The organism is Nocardia sp. PE-7, from assembly GCF_030486425.1.
In the GTDB taxonomy this organism is placed as follows: Bacteria; Actinomycetota; Actinomycetes; order Mycobacteriales; family Mycobacteriaceae; genus Nocardia; species Nocardia salmonicida_A.
This window is the reverse complement of record NZ_CP129614.1, coordinates 6276277-6290795: the sequence shown is the minus strand read 5'-3', so window position 1 is coordinate 6290795 and position 14519 is coordinate 6276277. Positions and strand designations below refer to the sequence as shown.

General features: G+C 67.9%; 17 protein-coding genes. 8 read left to right on the top strand and 9 right to left on the bottom strand.

What is annotated here, in order from left to right; translation table 11 throughout:
- Positions 1 to 46: 46 nt before the first annotated feature.
- Positions 47 to 238 (bottom strand): hypothetical protein, encoded by a 192-nt coding sequence (locus tag QX204_RS29375; protein ID WP_063054496.1) that lies wholly within the window; start codon positions 236 to 238, stop codon positions 47 to 49.
- A 114-nt stretch (positions 239 to 352) separates the two neighbouring features.
- Positions 353 to 562, bottom strand: coding sequence for a BldC family transcriptional regulator (locus QX204_RS29370; protein ID WP_056814442.1), 210 nt, complete (start codon positions 560 to 562; stop codon positions 353 to 355).
- Positions 563 to 776: 214 nt separating this feature from the next.
- Here QX204_RS29370 and QX204_RS29365 point away from each other — a divergent pair, with 214 nt between their 5' ends.
- The 5 genes from QX204_RS29365 to QX204_RS29345 all read left to right on the top strand — a co-directional run bounded on the left by QX204_RS29365 (position 777) and on the right by QX204_RS29345 (position 3529).
- Entirely contained in the window at positions 777 to 1103 is a 327-nt protein-coding gene (locus tag QX204_RS29365) for a DUF4229 domain-containing protein (protein ID WP_301903731.1), read from the top strand.
- The gene (locus QX204_RS29360; RefSeq protein WP_301903730.1) at positions 1100 to 2185 is read left to right on the top strand and encodes an L-cysteine desulfhydrase Cds1; all 1086 of its coding nucleotides are present in this window, start codon (positions 1100 to 1102) and stop codon (positions 2183 to 2185) included. The genes QX204_RS29365 and QX204_RS29360 overlap by 4 nt, the downstream gene beginning before the upstream one ends.
- Before the next feature lie 88 nt (positions 2186 to 2273).
- Positions 2274 to 2495 carry a hypothetical protein gene (locus tag QX204_RS29355; protein WP_019049431.1) on the top strand — a complete coding sequence of 74 codons (222 nt, stop codon included), beginning with the start codon at positions 2274 to 2276 and terminating at the stop codon, positions 2493 to 2495.
- Positions 2495 to 3070, top strand: a complete 576-nt coding sequence (locus QX204_RS29350) for a Clp protease N-terminal domain-containing protein (protein WP_301903729.1) — start codon at positions 2495 to 2497, stop codon at positions 3068 to 3070. Before QX204_RS29355 ends, QX204_RS29350 begins: the two co-directional genes overlap by 1 nt.
- Positions 3071 to 3133: 63 nt before the next feature.
- Entirely contained in the window at positions 3134 to 3529 is a 396-nt protein-coding gene (locus QX204_RS29345) for a phage holin family protein (protein ID WP_301903728.1), read from the top strand.
- Here QX204_RS29345 and QX204_RS29340 read toward each other — a convergent pair.
- Together QX204_RS29340 and QX204_RS29335 are read right to left on the bottom strand one after the other, a co-directional pair.
- Positions 3526 to 4398, bottom strand: coding sequence for a 1,4-dihydroxy-2-naphthoate polyprenyltransferase (locus QX204_RS29340; protein ID WP_301903727.1), 873 nt, complete (start codon positions 4396 to 4398; stop codon positions 3526 to 3528). The genes QX204_RS29345 and QX204_RS29340 overlap by 4 nt on opposite strands.
- Before the next feature lie 56 nt (positions 4399 to 4454).
- The gene (locus QX204_RS29335; protein ID WP_301903726.1) at positions 4455 to 4919 is read right to left on the bottom strand and encodes an SRPBCC family protein; all 465 of its coding nucleotides are present in this window, start codon (positions 4917 to 4919) and stop codon (positions 4455 to 4457) included.
- Between the two features lie 61 nt (positions 4920 to 4980).
- Between QX204_RS29335 and QX204_RS29330 the strand changes: the two genes are divergently transcribed.
- Complete coding sequence (locus tag QX204_RS29330; protein ID WP_301903725.1) at positions 4981 to 8649, top strand: AfsR/SARP family transcriptional regulator; 3669 nt, start codon at positions 4981 to 4983, stop codon at positions 8647 to 8649.
- Between the two features lie 53 nt (positions 8650 to 8702).
- Here the strand turns inward: QX204_RS29330 and QX204_RS29325 are convergent, their stop codons facing one another.
- The 5 genes from QX204_RS29325 to QX204_RS29305 form a co-directional block, all read right to left on the bottom strand.
- Positions 8703 to 9527, bottom strand: coding sequence for an ABC transporter permease (locus QX204_RS29325; protein WP_301903724.1), 825 nt, complete (start codon positions 9525 to 9527; stop codon positions 8703 to 8705).
- On the bottom strand, positions 9524 to 10510 hold the full coding sequence (locus QX204_RS29320) for an efflux ABC transporter ATPase subunit, DrrA-related (protein ID WP_301903723.1): 987 nt from the start codon (positions 10508 to 10510) through the stop codon (positions 9524 to 9526). The genes QX204_RS29325 and QX204_RS29320 overlap by 4 nt, the downstream gene beginning before the upstream one ends.
- A 59-nt stretch (positions 10511 to 10569) precedes the next feature.
- Complete coding sequence (menE, locus tag QX204_RS29315; protein ID WP_301908143.1) at positions 10570 to 11694, bottom strand: o-succinylbenzoate--CoA ligase; 1125 nt, start codon at positions 11692 to 11694, stop codon at positions 10570 to 10572.
- 280 nt (positions 11695 to 11974) lie between these two features.
- Positions 11975 to 12367, bottom strand: a complete 393-nt coding sequence (locus tag QX204_RS29310) for a VOC family protein (protein ID WP_062988839.1) — start codon at positions 12365 to 12367, stop codon at positions 11975 to 11977.
- Positions 12368 to 12380: 13 nt separating this feature from the next.
- Positions 12381 to 13274, bottom strand: coding sequence for a 1,4-dihydroxy-2-naphthoyl-CoA synthase (locus tag QX204_RS29305; RefSeq protein ID WP_301903722.1), 894 nt, complete (start codon positions 13272 to 13274; stop codon positions 12381 to 12383).
- A 141-nt stretch (positions 13275 to 13415) separates the two neighbouring features.
- Between QX204_RS29305 and QX204_RS29300 the strand changes: the two genes are divergently transcribed.
- Together QX204_RS29300 and QX204_RS29295 are read left to right on the top strand one after the other, a co-directional pair.
- A complete protein-coding gene (locus QX204_RS29300; RefSeq protein WP_301903721.1) occupies positions 13416 to 13862 on the top strand; it encodes a DUF6918 family protein in 447 nt (148 codons plus the stop codon).
- A gap of 366 nt (positions 13863 to 14228) precedes the next feature.
- Positions 14229 to 14489, top strand: coding sequence for a hypothetical protein (locus tag QX204_RS29295; RefSeq protein WP_056814399.1), 261 nt, complete (start codon positions 14229 to 14231; stop codon positions 14487 to 14489).
- The last annotated feature ends 30 nt before the right edge of the window (positions 14490 to 14519 follow it).

Sequence of the window (14519 nt, the reverse complement as noted above, 5' to 3'; positions counted from 1 at the left end):
GCAACGGGGGTATGTGCGACAGCTCACGGCGACGCACATCGCGAGGTCACTCGGTAGGACCGGAGTCGTCGCGTGGTTGTTTGCCGAGGCGCCAGAGGAATTCTGGATCGTCGTCGGGACCGAGAACCGGCCTGCGCGGGGGTGGGCCGGAATTCGGGCGCGGCAATTCGGGGCCGAACGCCTTCCAGCACAACACTGCGATGGCAACGATCGCGATGAGTGCCAATAGGAACGTCACGTCGCTCACCTCCTGCTATCGAGGGTAGCCGTGTCCGCGCCGTGTGCACATCCGCAACGGGAGGGAAATTTTTGGCAAACGCGAGCCCGCGGTGGGCTCGCGTCGGCCGGCGAGTCAGCGCGGTGCTGCCTCGGTGGTGAGCGATCTGAGCAACTGCAAGACCTCGGACTCGCGGAAACGGCGATGTCCGCCCGGTGTGCGCAGCGAGCCGAGCCTGCCGGCATGAGCCCACCTGGTGACGGTCTTGGGGTCTACGTGGAACATGGCGGCCACTTGGCCTGGTGTCAGCAGAGTGTCCTGAAGGCCGACGGTGATCGCAGTCATAGCTAACCTCTCCGTTTCGACAGTTCCCTCATCAGTGGCGTCATCGTCGCACTGCGACCCCCATGTAGTCGAACCACCTACTGTTGGTAAAGGGGAAGTAATAGACAAAAGCCGCGAACGTGCCGTATCGAAGCGATTCTCGCCGGGCCATCCGTACCCGCGGCCGGGTACGGCTGATGAACGCCGCCGTATCGGCGCCCATTAGGCTGTAGCCGTGAGTGAAGCAACAGGTCAGCAGGGTTCTGGCGCCGGGAAACGGCTGGTACGCAATCTCGCGCTCTACACGCTGGCTCGCCTCGGTCTGGTGGTGGTGATCGCCGCGCTGATCATCGGTATCGCCAAGCTGATCGGCGTCGACGTGCCGATCATCGTCGCGGCACTGTTCGCGTTGATCGTCGCGATGCCGCTGTCGCTGACGTTGTTCAAGAAATTGCGGGTGAAGGTGAACGAGGACATCGCCGTCGTCGACGCGCGCCGCCGCCAGGACAAGGCGCAGCTGCGGGCCCGCTTGCGGGGTGACGACGACGGTACGTCGGCGTGAAGTACCTCGACCGCAGCGCCCCGCGTGACTGGGTCGACAACGCCGTGCGGCTGATCGACGCCGACACCCAGCGCTCCGCCGACACCCACCTGCTGCGGTATCCGCTGCCCGCCGACTGGCCGGTGCAGCTCTACCTCAAAGATGAGTCGACCCACATCACCGGCAGTCTCAAGCACCGGTTGGCGCGGTCGCTGTTCCTGTACGCGATCTGCAACGGCTGGGTGACCGAGGGGACGACCGTGGTCGAGGCGTCGTCGGGTTCCACGGCGGTGAGCGAGGCGTATTTCGCCAAGCTGCTCGGCCTCGACTTCGTCGCGGTGATGCCGGCGAGCACCTCGCCGCAGAAGGTCGCGCTCATCGAAGCGCAGGGCGGCCGATGTCATTTCGTCGATCGACCACCGGATATGTACACCGAGGCCAAGCGTCTGGCCGCCGAATCCGGCGGCCATTTCATGGATCAGTTCACCCACGCCGAGCGGGCCACCGACTGGCGTGGCAACAACAACATCGCCGAATCCATCTTCGAGCAGCTGGCGCTGGAGAACCACCCGGTGCCGGAGTGGATCGTGGTCGGCGCCGGGACCGGCGGCACCAGCGCGACGATCGGTCGCTACATCCGGTACCGCAGGCACGCGACCCGTCTGGCCGTGGTGGACCCGGAGCACTCGGCGTTCTACGGCGGCTACGAGACCGGCGACGCGGGCTATGAAACCGGGATGCCTTCGCGCATCGAGGGAATCGGCCGTCCCCGCGTGGAACCCTCGTTCGTCGGCCAGGTGGTAGACCGCATGATCGCGGTGCCCGACGCGGCCTCGATCGCCACCGCCCGCCACGCGAGCGCCGCGCTCGGGCGTCGTGTCGGCGGTTCGACCGGCACGAACCTGTGGGGCGCCTTCCATCTCGTCGCCGAGCTGGTCGCGGCGGGCCGTAGCGGCAGCGTGGTCACCCTGCTGTGCGACGGCGGCGACCGGTACGCGGGCACCTACTTCGACGACGACTGGGTGGCGGCCCAGCACATCGATCTGACCGGTCCTACCGACATCCTCACCGAATTCGCCGCCACCGGTCGCTGGAACGGCTGACACTTCCCACCTCTCTCCTCGGGTTTTCCGCACCCTCTGTTGTCAATTTTTGTTGACAAGCGCGAGATCGTCAATCAAAATTGACGCCATGACCGATGCAACAACCCTCGCCTCGGCGGCAGGCAATCCCGACCCCGCAGTCGGGCTGCGCGCCGTGCTCGCACTGCGCAGATTGGCCGACCGACTCGAAACGATCCAGGTGGCCAACGCCAGAGCCAACGGATGGTCGTGGCAGGCCATCGCGGAGGCACTAGAGGTGAGCAAGCAAGCGGTCCATCAGAAACACAATCGGAAAGGTGGAACCCGCTGATGTTCGAGAAATTCAGCCGCGAGGCCAGGGCCGCGGTGGTCGGCGCCCAGTCCGTCGCCAAGGAGCTCGGCGCGAATCAGATCGAACCGGAGCACGTGCTGCTCGGCACTCTGTCGAACGCCGACCCCGGACTCCGGGCGGTGCTCGACGCGCACGGCATCACCGCCGACGGGGTACGCACCGCCCTCGCCGCCCGCACGGGCGAGCCGCAGCTCGGCGCCGATGACGCGCAGGCCCTGCGCTCGATCGGCATCGACCTGGACGCGGTGCAGGCCAGCATCGCCGAGAACTTCGGACCGCAGGCCTGGGACCGGGCCGAACCGGAGGCCAAGCGCGGCATGCTGGGCCGACTGCTCGGCTCCGGGCACATCCCGTTCACCGGCCCGGCCAAGAAGACGCTCGAACTCGCGCTGCGGGAAACGATCCACCGCAAGGATCGCGAGATCACCTCGGTCTACCTGCTGCTCGGGATTCTGCGCGGGGCGGACCCGGCCACTGTCGATCTGCTCGGCGGACGCGACGCGGCGTCGGGTCTGCGCACTGATCTCTACGCGATGCTCGACCGCGCCGCGTGAATCTGGCGGCGGGTGTGTGTCAGACCCGCCGCAACGCCCGTTTCCCGGCCTAGCATTGCGTGTATGCAACTAGCAATCCGGTTGGTCATCAACGCCATAGCCATCTGGGCTGCGGCCGCGTGGATCGACAAGATCGATATCTACGTGCCGCCCGAGTGGTCAGCGGAGTGGGGCAACTGGGGCAAGGCCCTGGTCCTGCTCATCGTCGCGGTCGTGTTCACCGCGGTCAACGCCGTGATCAAGCCGATCGTGCAACTCCTGTCGCTGCCGTTCGTGATCCTCACGCTCGGCCTGTTCCTGTTGGTGGTCAACGCGGGGATGCTGTGGCTCACCGCCAAGATCACCGAGATCACCGACTACGGCCTGCGCGTCGACGGCTTCTGGGCGGCGTTGTGGGGCGGCTTGATCATCACGCTGGTCAACTGGGTACTCGGCATTCTGGTACCCGACGGCGACTAGCCGACGAGCCCGACGGCCAGCGCGCTCAGCGCCGACCACGCCAGCAGGGCCAGCCCCGAATCGCGGAGGGCGGGGATCAGTTCCAGCCCGCCCTTGCCGGTGCGCACAGGGGCGTTGGCCCGGATCGCCAGCGGCAACGCGAGCAATCCGACCAGCGCCCACGGCGTGCTCGCGATCAGCGCCAGGCTGATCACGAACGGCGCCGCGAGCAGCACCACGTGCAGGGTGCGGGTGCGTGCGTCGCCGAGTTTCACCGCGAGGGTGATCTTGCCTGTCTCGGTGTCGGTCGGGATGTCACGCAGGTTGTTGGCCACCAGCACCGCGCTGGAGAACGCGCCGACTCCGATCGCGAGCAGCAGGCCGACCCAGTCGACCCGCAGCGCCTGCACGTATTGGGTGCCGAGCACCGCGATCAACCCGAAGAACACGAACACCGCGATCTCGCCGAAACCGCTGTAGCCGTAGGGCTTGCTGCCGCCGGTGTAGAACCAGGCGCCCGCCAGGCACACCGCTCCGATCAGCACCAACCACCATGCGGTGGTCACGGCCAACACCAGCCCCGCGACCGCGCCGATCGCCAGGCTGAGCACCGCGGCGGTGCGAACGGCCTTCGGGGACGCCAGCTTCGAGCCGACCAGCCGCAGCGGCCCGACCCGCACGTCGTCGGTGCCGCGAATGCCGTCGGAGTAGTCGTTGGCGTAATTCACCCCGACGATCAGTGCCAGCGAAACCAGCAGCGCCAGAATTGCTTTCCACCAGACGGCCCCGTCGACAGACGCGGCCGCGCCGGTGCCCGCGAGTACCGGCGCGATCGCGTTGGGCAACGTCCGCGGCCGGGCGCCCTCGATCCATTCCGCTGCTGTAGCCATGGATCGAAGCCTAATCCGACATCGGTGGGAGGGCGCGGGTGCGCCTGGTCACGGTGTCAGGCCGGGGTGGATTCGGCGATCGTCTTGAGTCGGGCCAGACCCTTGTCGAAGTCCTTGCCGATGAGGTTGTCGATCGGGAACACCTTGCCGAGCACGCCCATCATGCCGGAGTGGGTGCCGGTCATCTTCCAGGTCACCTCGGTACCACCGGCAACCGGAGCCAGCGTGAAGGTGACGAAATTGGTGGCCTTGAACGGCTTCTCGAAGGTGAGCTCCACCCCGATCTCGCGTTCGGCATCGGCCTTGATCTCCATCACGCCCGCACCGGCTTTGCGGTTGCCGCGCCAGGCGTAGCGGGCGCCGACGCCGGATTCCGGGCCGGTATAGGTGCGGGCGAGCTGCGGATCGGCATCCTCCCATGGCGACCACAGCCGCCACTGGTGGAAGTTGTCGATCAGTGCGTGAATCCGTGCTGGTTCGGCGGCGATGGCGGTGTGCCGCGACACCTCGAAGTTGCCCATGCGCGTGAGCCTAAGGCGAGTCGGCGACAAATCGCGGGACACGTCGACCTCGGGTGTCGCGGTGAGCGCGAATCGGAAACCCGACGCCGCGCTCGCCTACGATGACATCGGCATGTCTGTACAGCACCGCGGCCCCGAGGGGTCGCTCTCCGAGGCTCTCTCCCGCGTTGTCGTGGGGGTGCTCGGCGTGATCGCGATCCGCCGCGACGAGGCCATGATCGCGCTACCGGGCGCCCGCGCCAGGCTGCTGCTCGCCGCCCTCGCCGTCCATCCCGGCCGGGCTCGCAGCGCCCAGGCGCTGATCGACGAGGTGTGGGGCGAACAACCACCCCGAGCGCCGATGAACGCGCTGCACACCCAGGTCTCGCGGCTGCGGGCGTTGCTGCCCGACGGTGCGCTCGAGATCGGTCCGGCGGGCTACCGGCTGACCCTGCCCGCCGACAGCGTCGACCTCACCGCGGTCGCCGCGCTGGCCCGGCGAGCCGACGAACACCTGGCCGCGGGCAACACCGCCGACAGCCTCGCCGCGATCGCCCTGGCCCACACCCTCTGGCGCGGCGAACCGGGCGCCGATCTTCCTGATTCCGCCCCGGCCGACGACCTCCGCGCGGCCGCCGTCGACCTGCGCCGCCACCTCGATCACACCGAACTCGCCGCCCACACCGCCCGGCACGATTTCGCCGCCGCCCTCCCGCTGGCTCGCGCCGCCGCCACGACCAACCCCTTGGACGAATCCGCCCACACGACCCTGGTCCGCCTGCTCGCCGCCGCGGGCCGAACCAACGAAGCCCTCGAAGTTTTCGCCACCTACCGCCTACGCCTGATCGAGGAACTCGGCGCCGACCCGGGCCCCGCCCTGCTCGCCCTCAACACCGCCGTCCTGCGGGGCGAAACGATCGAGATCCCTGGAGATCGCGCAGCACAGCGCAACCGAGAAGCCGACCCGAGCGCCTCGCCGCCCGCGCACCGAGCCGCTGACTCATCGGCACTCGGTGTGAACAACGGCGACATTGCCGGCCGACGGGGCCCCACTGACGCGCGCTCTTCGGCTGTCGCCGCCCGGTACGAGGGCGCCGAGGCCGACCTGCCCGACTCGACCAGCGGCGGTGGTTCCCAGCGGAGCGGCGCGTCACCGATCGTGGAGCTGGACGAGCGAGGACAGCCGAACACCCAGCCCGCCGAATCGGCGAACGGCAGCGCGCCTGACCGATCGACGGCGAACCACGCCGCGACGCCGCGCACAGCGGTAGGTCTGCGCGCCGCACCCAATGAACTGCTCGGTCGCACCGCCGATCTCGACGCCATCATCGAGCTGGCGCACCGCTCCAGGGTGACCACCGTCCTCGGACCCGGTGGCACCGGCAAGACCAGGGTCGCCAACGCGGTGGGTGAACGGCTGGCTCGTTCGGTTCCGGTGGTGCTCGTCGAATTGGCCTCGGTGCAGCCCGAATCAGAGGTGGGCGCCGACTCGCGCACCGGTATCGAGGTCGTGATCGGGCAGGTGATGGGTTTGGGGGAGGTCATCCGTGACCCCGGCGCCATCCGGCAGGGCAGGCAGATCGATGCGCGCACCCGCCTGCGTGAGGCGCTCGCGGCGCGGCCGATGGTGCTGATTCTGGACAATTGCGAGCACGTGATCGATGCCGCGGCCGAGGTGGTCGCCGATCTCGTCGGCAGGTGCGCCCAGCTGACGGTGCTCACCACCAGCCGCTCACCGCTGGCGATCACCGCCGAATCCGTCTATCCGCTCGCTCCTCTGGCGATCGACGCGGCCGGTTCACCTGCCACGGAACTGTTCTCGGCTCGTGCACGGGCGGTGCGTCCCGATGTGCGCCTCGACCCCGACACCGTGGCCAGGTTGTGTCGCACCCTCGACGGTCTGCCGCTGGCGATCGAGCTCGCCGCCGCACGGGTGCGCACGATGAGCGTCGCCGAGATCGAGACCAGGCTCGAACATCGTTTCGCCCTGTTGCGCAGCGGTGATCGGTCTGCGCCGCATCGGCATCGCACGCTGCACGCGGTGATCGCGTGGAGCTGGAACCTGCTCGACCTCGATCAGCAGGTGACCCTGCGCAGGCTGAGCCGGTTCGCGGCCGGGTTCACTTTGTCCGCGGCCGAGATCGTCGCCGCGGGCCCGGATGTGGCCGCCGCGGTGGACGGGCTGGTTGGCCAGTCTCTGCTCACCGTCTTGGACGACCCCGACGGCGCGGGCATCCGCTATCGCATGCTCGAAACGGTTCGTGAGTTCGGCGCCGAACAGATCGCCGCCGCCGACGCGGCGACCGACGGCGCCGAATCCGCGCTGGTGCTCGACAGAATGTTCTGCTGGGCGAGGGAATTCGCGCTGGCGTCGTTTCGCGGCTATCGCGGCGGCGATCAGGTGCGGGCGGTGCTCGCGGTGACCGCCGACCTGGACAACCTCGTCGCGGTACTGCGCATTGCCGTCGATCGCGCCGACGCGCACACCGCCTACTCGGTGTTCCCGGTGGTCGCGATGGTCTGGGTGATGCGCGGCGCGCACCTGGAATTCACCGGGTGGGCCATGCGATTGGTCGCGCTCGTACCACCGCCACCGGCCTCGGGCGACGCCGCCGACCTACAGATGATCGCGCATCTGCTGACCTGCCTGCACATGCTGTTCCTCAAGGACGGTGGCGTCCGCGCGACGGCGATCGTGCGGACGCGCGCGCGGCGGTTGGTGACGAACCCCGATCTCGATCCGGGCCTGTCCTTCCTCGGTACGGTGATCACCGTTCGGCCCGAGGAGTTCCGGTTGGGCAGACTGTTCGCCCGTGGCGCGCGTTCACATCATCGGCAAGTTCGGGTCGCCGCGCTGATCGCACGCGCCAATCTCTGGGAGAACGCGGGCAACGTCGCGGGCTCGACCCGTGACTCCTTACGCACACTCGACGACATGGACCCGGCGGAAGTGTGGGGCATGGCGACGGTGAGCCAGCACCTGGCCCAGCTGTCCGGTCAGTCGGCGCATTACGCCGACGCCGTGAACTATTACCGCCGCGCGCTGGAGTTGATGGGCAAGCTCCGTGTGCACGAGGAGATCATGGAGAGCCGCTGCTACCTGGCGGCTTCCTTGGTCGGCTGCGGTCGACTCGAGCAGGCCCGCGCCGAACTCGACTTCGCTTTACGCCCGGACGATTCCGGGGTGAGCGCGGTCGACGACCCGACCGTTCGCCGCAATCACCGGCTGGCGAACGCGGCCACCGCCCTCGCCGAACTCGAACTCGCCGAGGGCGATATCGACGCCGGACTGCGCCATTTCCGCCGCGGGCTGGAGCTGCTCGGGTGGCCCGATTTCGAACCGACGCCCGGCCCCGGTTCACTGATGATCGCGGCGGGCACCGTGAGCGCCCATGTGCTGCACGGCCGGGCGTCGGTGGCCCGCGCTCTGGTGGCCGAGATGATCGAGACCGCCGATCAACGGTTGGCGCAGTACATCGACCTGCCGCAGATCGGTGCGGTGGCGTGCGCACTCGGTTCCTACCTGCTCACCACCGAGAACGGGCGTACCGACGGTCTCGAACTGCTCACGCTGGCAGGGACATCGATGGCCAGACAGGACAGCCCGTCGATGGAACTGGCCGCGCACATCGCCTTGCATCGGAGCGTGGTCGGCGATGCCGCGATGGACGCCGCGCTGCATCGCGCGGCGGGTACGCGTCGTCTCGATGCCGCGATGCGCGTGATCGAGATCATCGCCGGACTGCACTGACACGACAACGGCACCCGACCCGTGGATCGGATGCCGTTGCGGAACAGCGGTGTTCAGGCGCGGCGCATGTAGGCCCTGACCGCGAGCGGCGCGAAAATCGCGATCACCACGAGCGAGCCGACCAGCGACCAGACTAGGTCGGTGCCGTAACTGTTGGAGTTCATCAGTTCCCGGCAGGTGTTGACCATGTAGTACACCGGGTTGGCGTGGTTGAGTCCCTGCATCCAGCCCGGCATGGTGCTCACCGGGGCGAAGGCGCCGGACATGAACGTCAGCGGGAACATCACCATCATCGAGATGCCCTGCACCGACGCGGCGCTCTTGCCGGTGACGCCGACCAGCGCCCAGATCCAGCTGACCGCGAACGAGCACACCACGACCACCAGGCAGGCCGCGACCACGCCGGCCAGACCGCCGCCGGGCCGGTAGCCCAGGCACAACCCGACCAGCACGGTCAGCGTCGAGGCGATGGCGTAGCGCACCATATCGGCCAGCAGCGCGCCCGCCAGCGCCGAAACCCGAGCGATGGGCAGGGATTTGAAGCGGTCGAACACGCCCTTGTCCATGTCCTCGCGCAGCTGAGTACCGGTGACCACCGAGGTCAGCACCACGGTTTGCACGAGGATGCCCGGGATGAGCACCGGCAGATAGCCGGACACGCTGCCCGAGATCGCGCCGCCGAAGATGTAGGTGAACAGGGCGGTGAACAGGATCGGCTGCACCGTCACGTCGAAGAGCTGTTCGGGATTGTGCTTGATCTTGAGCAGGCCGCGATAGGCCATGGTGAACGAGGTGGCGATCGTCTCGCGCAGGGCGATCCGGTCGCCGGCCTCGGGGAGTTTGTCGATGGATTCGGGAGCGGTGAGTACTGCGGTCATGCCGCGCTCCGTTCGGTGTCGTCGGATTCGTCGGCCGGATGGCCGGTGATGGTGAGGAAGACTTCGTCCAGCGTCGGTTTGCTGACGGTGATCTCGTCGACCCCGATCTCCCAGTCGCGCAACCGGATCAGCAGGTCGGCGGTGAGATTGGGGTCGGGCAGCGGCGCGGTGAGCCTGCCCGCTTCGGGGCTGATCTGCACGCTCACGTCGAGGAAGTCGCCGATGATGCGCCGGGCTTCGTCGAGCTGCTCGGAATCGACCAGTGTCAGGTGGACCGACGCGCCGCCGATGGAAGCTTTGAGCTGGTCGGCGGTGCCGTCGGCGATCACCTTGCCGCGGTCGATCACCGCGATCCGGTCGGCCAGTTGATCGGCCTCGTCGAGGTATTGGGTGGTGAGCAGCACCGTCGCGCCCTCGCGGACGAGCCTGCGGATGGTTTCCCACATCTGCGCGCGAGTGCGTGGGTCGAGGCCGGTGGTCGGTTCGTCGAGGAACAGCAGCGGCGGGGTGGAGATGAGGCTGGCGGCGAGGTCCAGGCGCCTGCGCATGCCACCGGAGAAGTTCTTCAGCGGCTTGGACGCGGCCTCGGCGAGGTCGAACTCGTCGAGGAGCTCGACAGCCTTGCGCCGGGCATCGGACCTGCTCAGGCCGAGGAGGCGGGCGAAGATGATCAGGTTCTCGGTGGCGGTGAGTTCCTCGTCGACCGAGGCGTACTGGCCGGTGACGCCGATCAGCGAGCGCACCGCGTTCGGTTCGGCCACGACGTCACGGCCGAAGATCCGGGCGCTACCGCCGTCGGGGCGGAGCAGGGTCGCCAGCATCTTGATGGTCGTGGTCTTGCCCGCGCCGTTCGGTCCGAGCACGCCGTACACGGCGCCGCGCGGCACCGTCAGGCTCACCCCGTCGACCGCGCGCTGCTTGCCGAACACCTTGACCAGCCCGTCCGCCTCGACGGCGAGGGATGAAGTGGGTGTGTAAGTCATGAGCACTACCGTGCCCACCCCGACTTGCACGCCCCTTGCGTCGCGCTGTCGTCCGGCCGCTATTCGGCCAGGAGGAGCTTGCGCAGGGCTGCGCGGTCGGGCTTGCCGGGGCCGCGCAGCGGAATCTCCGACAGCACGGCCAGTTCACGCGGTGCGGCGATCGAGTCGAGTTCGGCCACCACGTGGGCGCGCAGTTCGTCCAGCGTCGGCGCGGCACCCGCTGCCGGCACGATCGCGACCGCGACCCGCTGACCCAGTCGTTCGTCGGGCAGCCCGAGCACGATGCATTCGCTGATGCCGGGGTGGTTGGCCAGCACAGCCTCCACCACCTGCGGAATCACCAGTAGCCCACCGGTCATGATGGCCTCGTCCAGGCGCCCCGTAATCGAGAGCACACCGTCTTCGAAGGAGCCCGCGTCCTCGGTCCGGAACCAACCGGGCTCGGCGAAGGCCGGATGGTCGGGCAGATTGCGGTAACCGCGCGCGATCATCGCACCGCCGAGGATGACGCGACCGTCCTCGATGCGCAGTTCGGTGCCGTCGAGCGGCACGCCCTCGTAGACGCACCCACCGCAGGTCTCACTCATCCCGTACGTTCGCACCACGGTGATACCGAGGTCACGCGCCCGGTCGAGGACGGGCGCGGGCGTGGCCGCACCGCCGACGAGGACGCCGTCGAGCTCGGCCAGCGCCTTGGCCGCCACCGGCGAATCCAGCGACTTGATCAGCTGCGTGGGCACCAGCGCGGTATAGCGACGCGGTCCGCGCATCGCGCCGACAGCCCCGGCCAGTGCCTCGGGCAGGAACCCGCCCGACACGTCGAGCACCGTCGGCTCGGTGCCGGCGAGGATGCTGCGCAGCAACACCTGGATACCGGCGATGTGATGGGTCGGCAGCGCCAGCAGCCAACTGCCCGGACCGCCGAGACGGTCGTGCGTGGCGTTGCCGCTGGCCCGCAGGGCTTCGGCGCCGAGCAGCGCGCCCTTGGGGATACCGGTGGTGCCCGAGGTCGTCACGACCAGGGCGACATCGTCGTCGATCGGATCACCGGGCTTGAGCGCGTCGGAGAGCCTGCGCGCCTCCCGACGATCGGTGGTCGGGATCGGTAACCACGCCGGGCCGCTGCCGTCGAGGGCTTGGCGCAGGTGGGGCATCACTTCGCTGACCCCGGAACCGGTCGGCATCTGCAGCGTCCGCAGGGTTCTACTCACCCCACCACCTCCAGAAACAGCTTGCCGCGCGCCCTCACGGCTTCGATCGTGTCATGCGACCGACAAGACCCGGCCAACGGGTCGGTTTGTCGGGAAACGGGTCGGCAAAGCCAGACATAGCGACTGCGATTCAGTAGATGGACAACACCACTCGCACTGCGGTCCGGACGACGTCGGTCGGGCGCTTGCTCGCAGCTATCGTGCGCGGCCGAGCCGTCATCGGCAACTCGGCTCGGCCGCGGGCACAGCCCTCTCACTCCGGCGACCAGCGCTGATCCCGCCGGATCGGATGTTCGGCGGGAACCTGCACCAGCACGATGGCGACCCCGTCCGGATCGCGCACCCACATCTCCCACAGACCCCAGTGTTCGAGCACCGGTGCGCGCTCGATCTCGATTCCCTTCAGCGCCAACTCCGCCGCCGCGTCGTCGACATCGCGCACCTGCAACCAGATCGCGCCGTCGAAGCTGCCCGACTGCCCGCTGCCACCGTGTGCGGCGACCTCGAGCAGCGACTGCCCGGCGAAGAACACCGTGCCGCCGGGGTACTCCCGCGCGATCGCCAAGCCGAGGCCGTCGCGGTAGAAAGCCAGCGTGCGACCGTAATCGCTGGGACGCACGATGATCCGGCTGTTGAGAATCTCCATGGGGTGTCCGTTCTCAGAAGTACCAGGGGTAGGGCGTCCAATCGGGCTTGCGCTTCTCCAGGAACGAGTCGCGGCCCTCGACCGCTTCGTCGGTCATGTAGGCCAAGCGGGTCGCCTCACCGGCGAACAGTTGCTGACCGACCAGACCGTCGTCGAGCAGGTTGAACGCATACTTCAGCATGCGCTGCGCCTGCGGCGATTTGCCGTTGATGTCGGCGGTCCACTCCAGCGCGACGTTTTCCAGCTCGTCGTGGTCGACGACCTTGTTCACCGCGCCCATCTGGTGCATCTCCTCGGCCGTGTACGGCCTGCCGAGGAAGAAGATCTCGCGGGCGAACTTCTGGCCGACCATCTTCGCCAGGTACGCGCTGCCGTACCCGCCGTCGAACGAGCCGACGTCGGCATCGGTCTGCTTGAACCGCGCGTGCTCGCGGGAGGCGAGCGTCAGATCGCAGACCACGTGCAGGCTGTGCCCACCACCGGCGGCCCAGCCGTTGACGAGCGCGATCACCACCTTGGGCATGAAACGGATCAGGCGCTGCACCTCGAGGATGTGCAGTCGGCCCGCGCGGGCCGCGTCGACCGTGTCGGCGGTCTCGCCGTCGGCGTACTGGTAGCCGTTGCGGCCGCGGATGCGCTGGTCGCCACCGGAACAGAACGCCCAGCCACCGTCCTTCTCGCTCGGACCGTTGCCGGTGAGCAGCACCGCGCCCACGTCGGAGCTCATCCGCGCATGGTCGAGCGCGCGGTACAGCTCGTCGACAGTGTGCGGGCGGAACGCGTTGCGCACCTCGGGTCGGTCGAATGCGACCCGCACCGTGCCCTGCTCGATATGCCGGTGGTAGGTGATGTCGGTCAGGTCCTCGAACCCGGGGACGGGCTGCCACAGCTTCGGATCGAAAGTCACGACCACGATTATTGCCCTACTCTCCGACCGCGCGGTACAAGGTCGTAACACCGCAGCTCGAGCGGTCGGCGCGTGCTCTGAGCACCCGATGCGTATAGTTGCGCCTGCTCGTACATCGAACCGATCCGGAGGAACCTGAAAGTGGTTGCAGCACTGTCTGAATCCCTGCTCGACGACGCCAAGCGTCCGGCTTTCCTTGCTGACGCCGTCGAGGTGCTCGACGCCGAGGTCTCGGACAAAGGTGGTGCGTCCGGCCTCGCCGTGAAGGGTGGCTACGCGGCGGTCAAGAAGATCAGCCCGACCATCGTTCCCGACGGCCTCGCGTCGCTGGCGCCGAAACTGCTCGATCAGCTCCAGCCGTACTGGGCCGAATTCACCGCTTCCGGCACCGGCACCTTCGCCGATCTGCTGGCCGCGAAGTCCGATGAGGTAGCCGAGTCGCTGCTGGCCGTCACCGACGCCCGCGCCGAATCGTCCACCCGGCCCGCACTGAAGAAGGTGTACTCGTCGATGCGTGGTTCTGCCAAGAAGCACGTCATCGAGGCACTGCCGCGCGTCGGCGATCTGGTGCAGAAGCACGCAGGCTGAGCGCGCTGGCGGGGTGGCCCCCGCTGTGATCGTGTGAACGAGGCCGGTGCGAGTTCGGGTAACCGAACCGCACCGGCCTTTTCGCGTTCCCGGGTGACCACCCTCACGTAACGGGGGCATGCGGTGGCCCCGGACACATCGATTCCCGGTCGGCGGTAAATTCCGTGACAGCGGGTGTGAGGAATATAACCGCCACGGTGAACGTCAGGATAATTGCGGGTTGCCGATAATTCGGCGAGAGCGCGCCGGTCATCGACAGCGATTGACAACCACCCGGCCTTATCGGATACGTTGCCAATCAAGCGATCCGGAAATCGAATTGCTTTGGATGACTGCATTGCAAAGGTCGAAAGGAAGTTTGCTCACATGATCTCTCGTAAGACCCTCGCCGCCACCGGTGCTGCCGCTGCTGCCGCTGTCATGTTCTTCGGTCCCGCCGTCGCGAGTGCCGACGCCACCGGTTCCGCCGAGGCCGCCACGGGCTCTGCTGACGTGCTGACCGGCTCGTCCGCTGGTTCGGGTGTGCTGGAGTCGGGCAGCGCCGCGGTCGACAGCGCTACTTCCGCCGTCCTCAACATCATCGAGTCCGTCACGGGCATCCAGGATCTCACCGCCCCCGCGGAGTGAGCTGAATACTCGTTCGACCAACCTTTTGTA

What these genes read in the sequence shown, in the direction of transcription:
- QX204_RS29310 (WP_062988839.1), bottom strand. Translation starts at nt 12,367, where the DNA reads ATGGAGATTCTCAACAGCCGGATCATCGTGCGTCCCAGCGATTACGGT.
- QX204_RS29295 (WP_056814399.1), top strand. Translation starts at nt 14,229, where the DNA reads ATGATCTCTCGTAAGACCCTCGCCGCCACCGGTGCTGCCGCTGCTGCC.
- QX204_RS29335 (WP_301903726.1), bottom strand. Translation starts at nt 4,919, where the DNA reads ATGGGCAACTTCGAGGTGTCGCGGCACACCGCCATCGCCGCCGAACCA.
- QX204_RS29325 (WP_301903724.1), bottom strand. Translation starts at nt 9,527, where the DNA reads ATGACCGCAGTACTCACCGCTCCCGAATCCATCGACAAACTCCCCGAG.
- QX204_RS29340 (WP_301903727.1), bottom strand. Translation starts at nt 4,398, where the DNA reads ATGGCTACAGCAGCGGAATGGATCGAGGGCGCCCGGCCGCGGACGTTG.
- QX204_RS29345 (WP_301903728.1), top strand. Translation starts at nt 3,134, where the DNA reads ATGCAACTAGCAATCCGGTTGGTCATCAACGCCATAGCCATCTGGGCT.
- QX204_RS29350 (WP_301903729.1), top strand. Translation starts at nt 2,495, where the DNA reads ATGTTCGAGAAATTCAGCCGCGAGGCCAGGGCCGCGGTGGTCGGCGCC.
- QX204_RS29370 (WP_056814442.1), bottom strand. Translation starts at nt 562, where the DNA reads ATGACTGCGATCACCGTCGGCCTTCAGGACACTCTGCTGACACCAGGC.
- QX204_RS29320 (WP_301903723.1), bottom strand. Translation starts at nt 10,510, where the DNA reads ATGACTTACACACCCACTTCATCCCTCGCCGTCGAGGCGGACGGGCTG.
- menE (WP_301908143.1), bottom strand. Translation starts at nt 11,694, where the DNA reads ATGCCGACCGGTTCCGGGGTCAGCGAAGTGATGCCCCACCTGCGCCAA.
- QX204_RS29355 (WP_019049431.1), top strand. Translation starts at nt 2,274, where the DNA reads ATGACCGATGCAACAACCCTCGCCTCGGCGGCAGGCAATCCCGACCCC.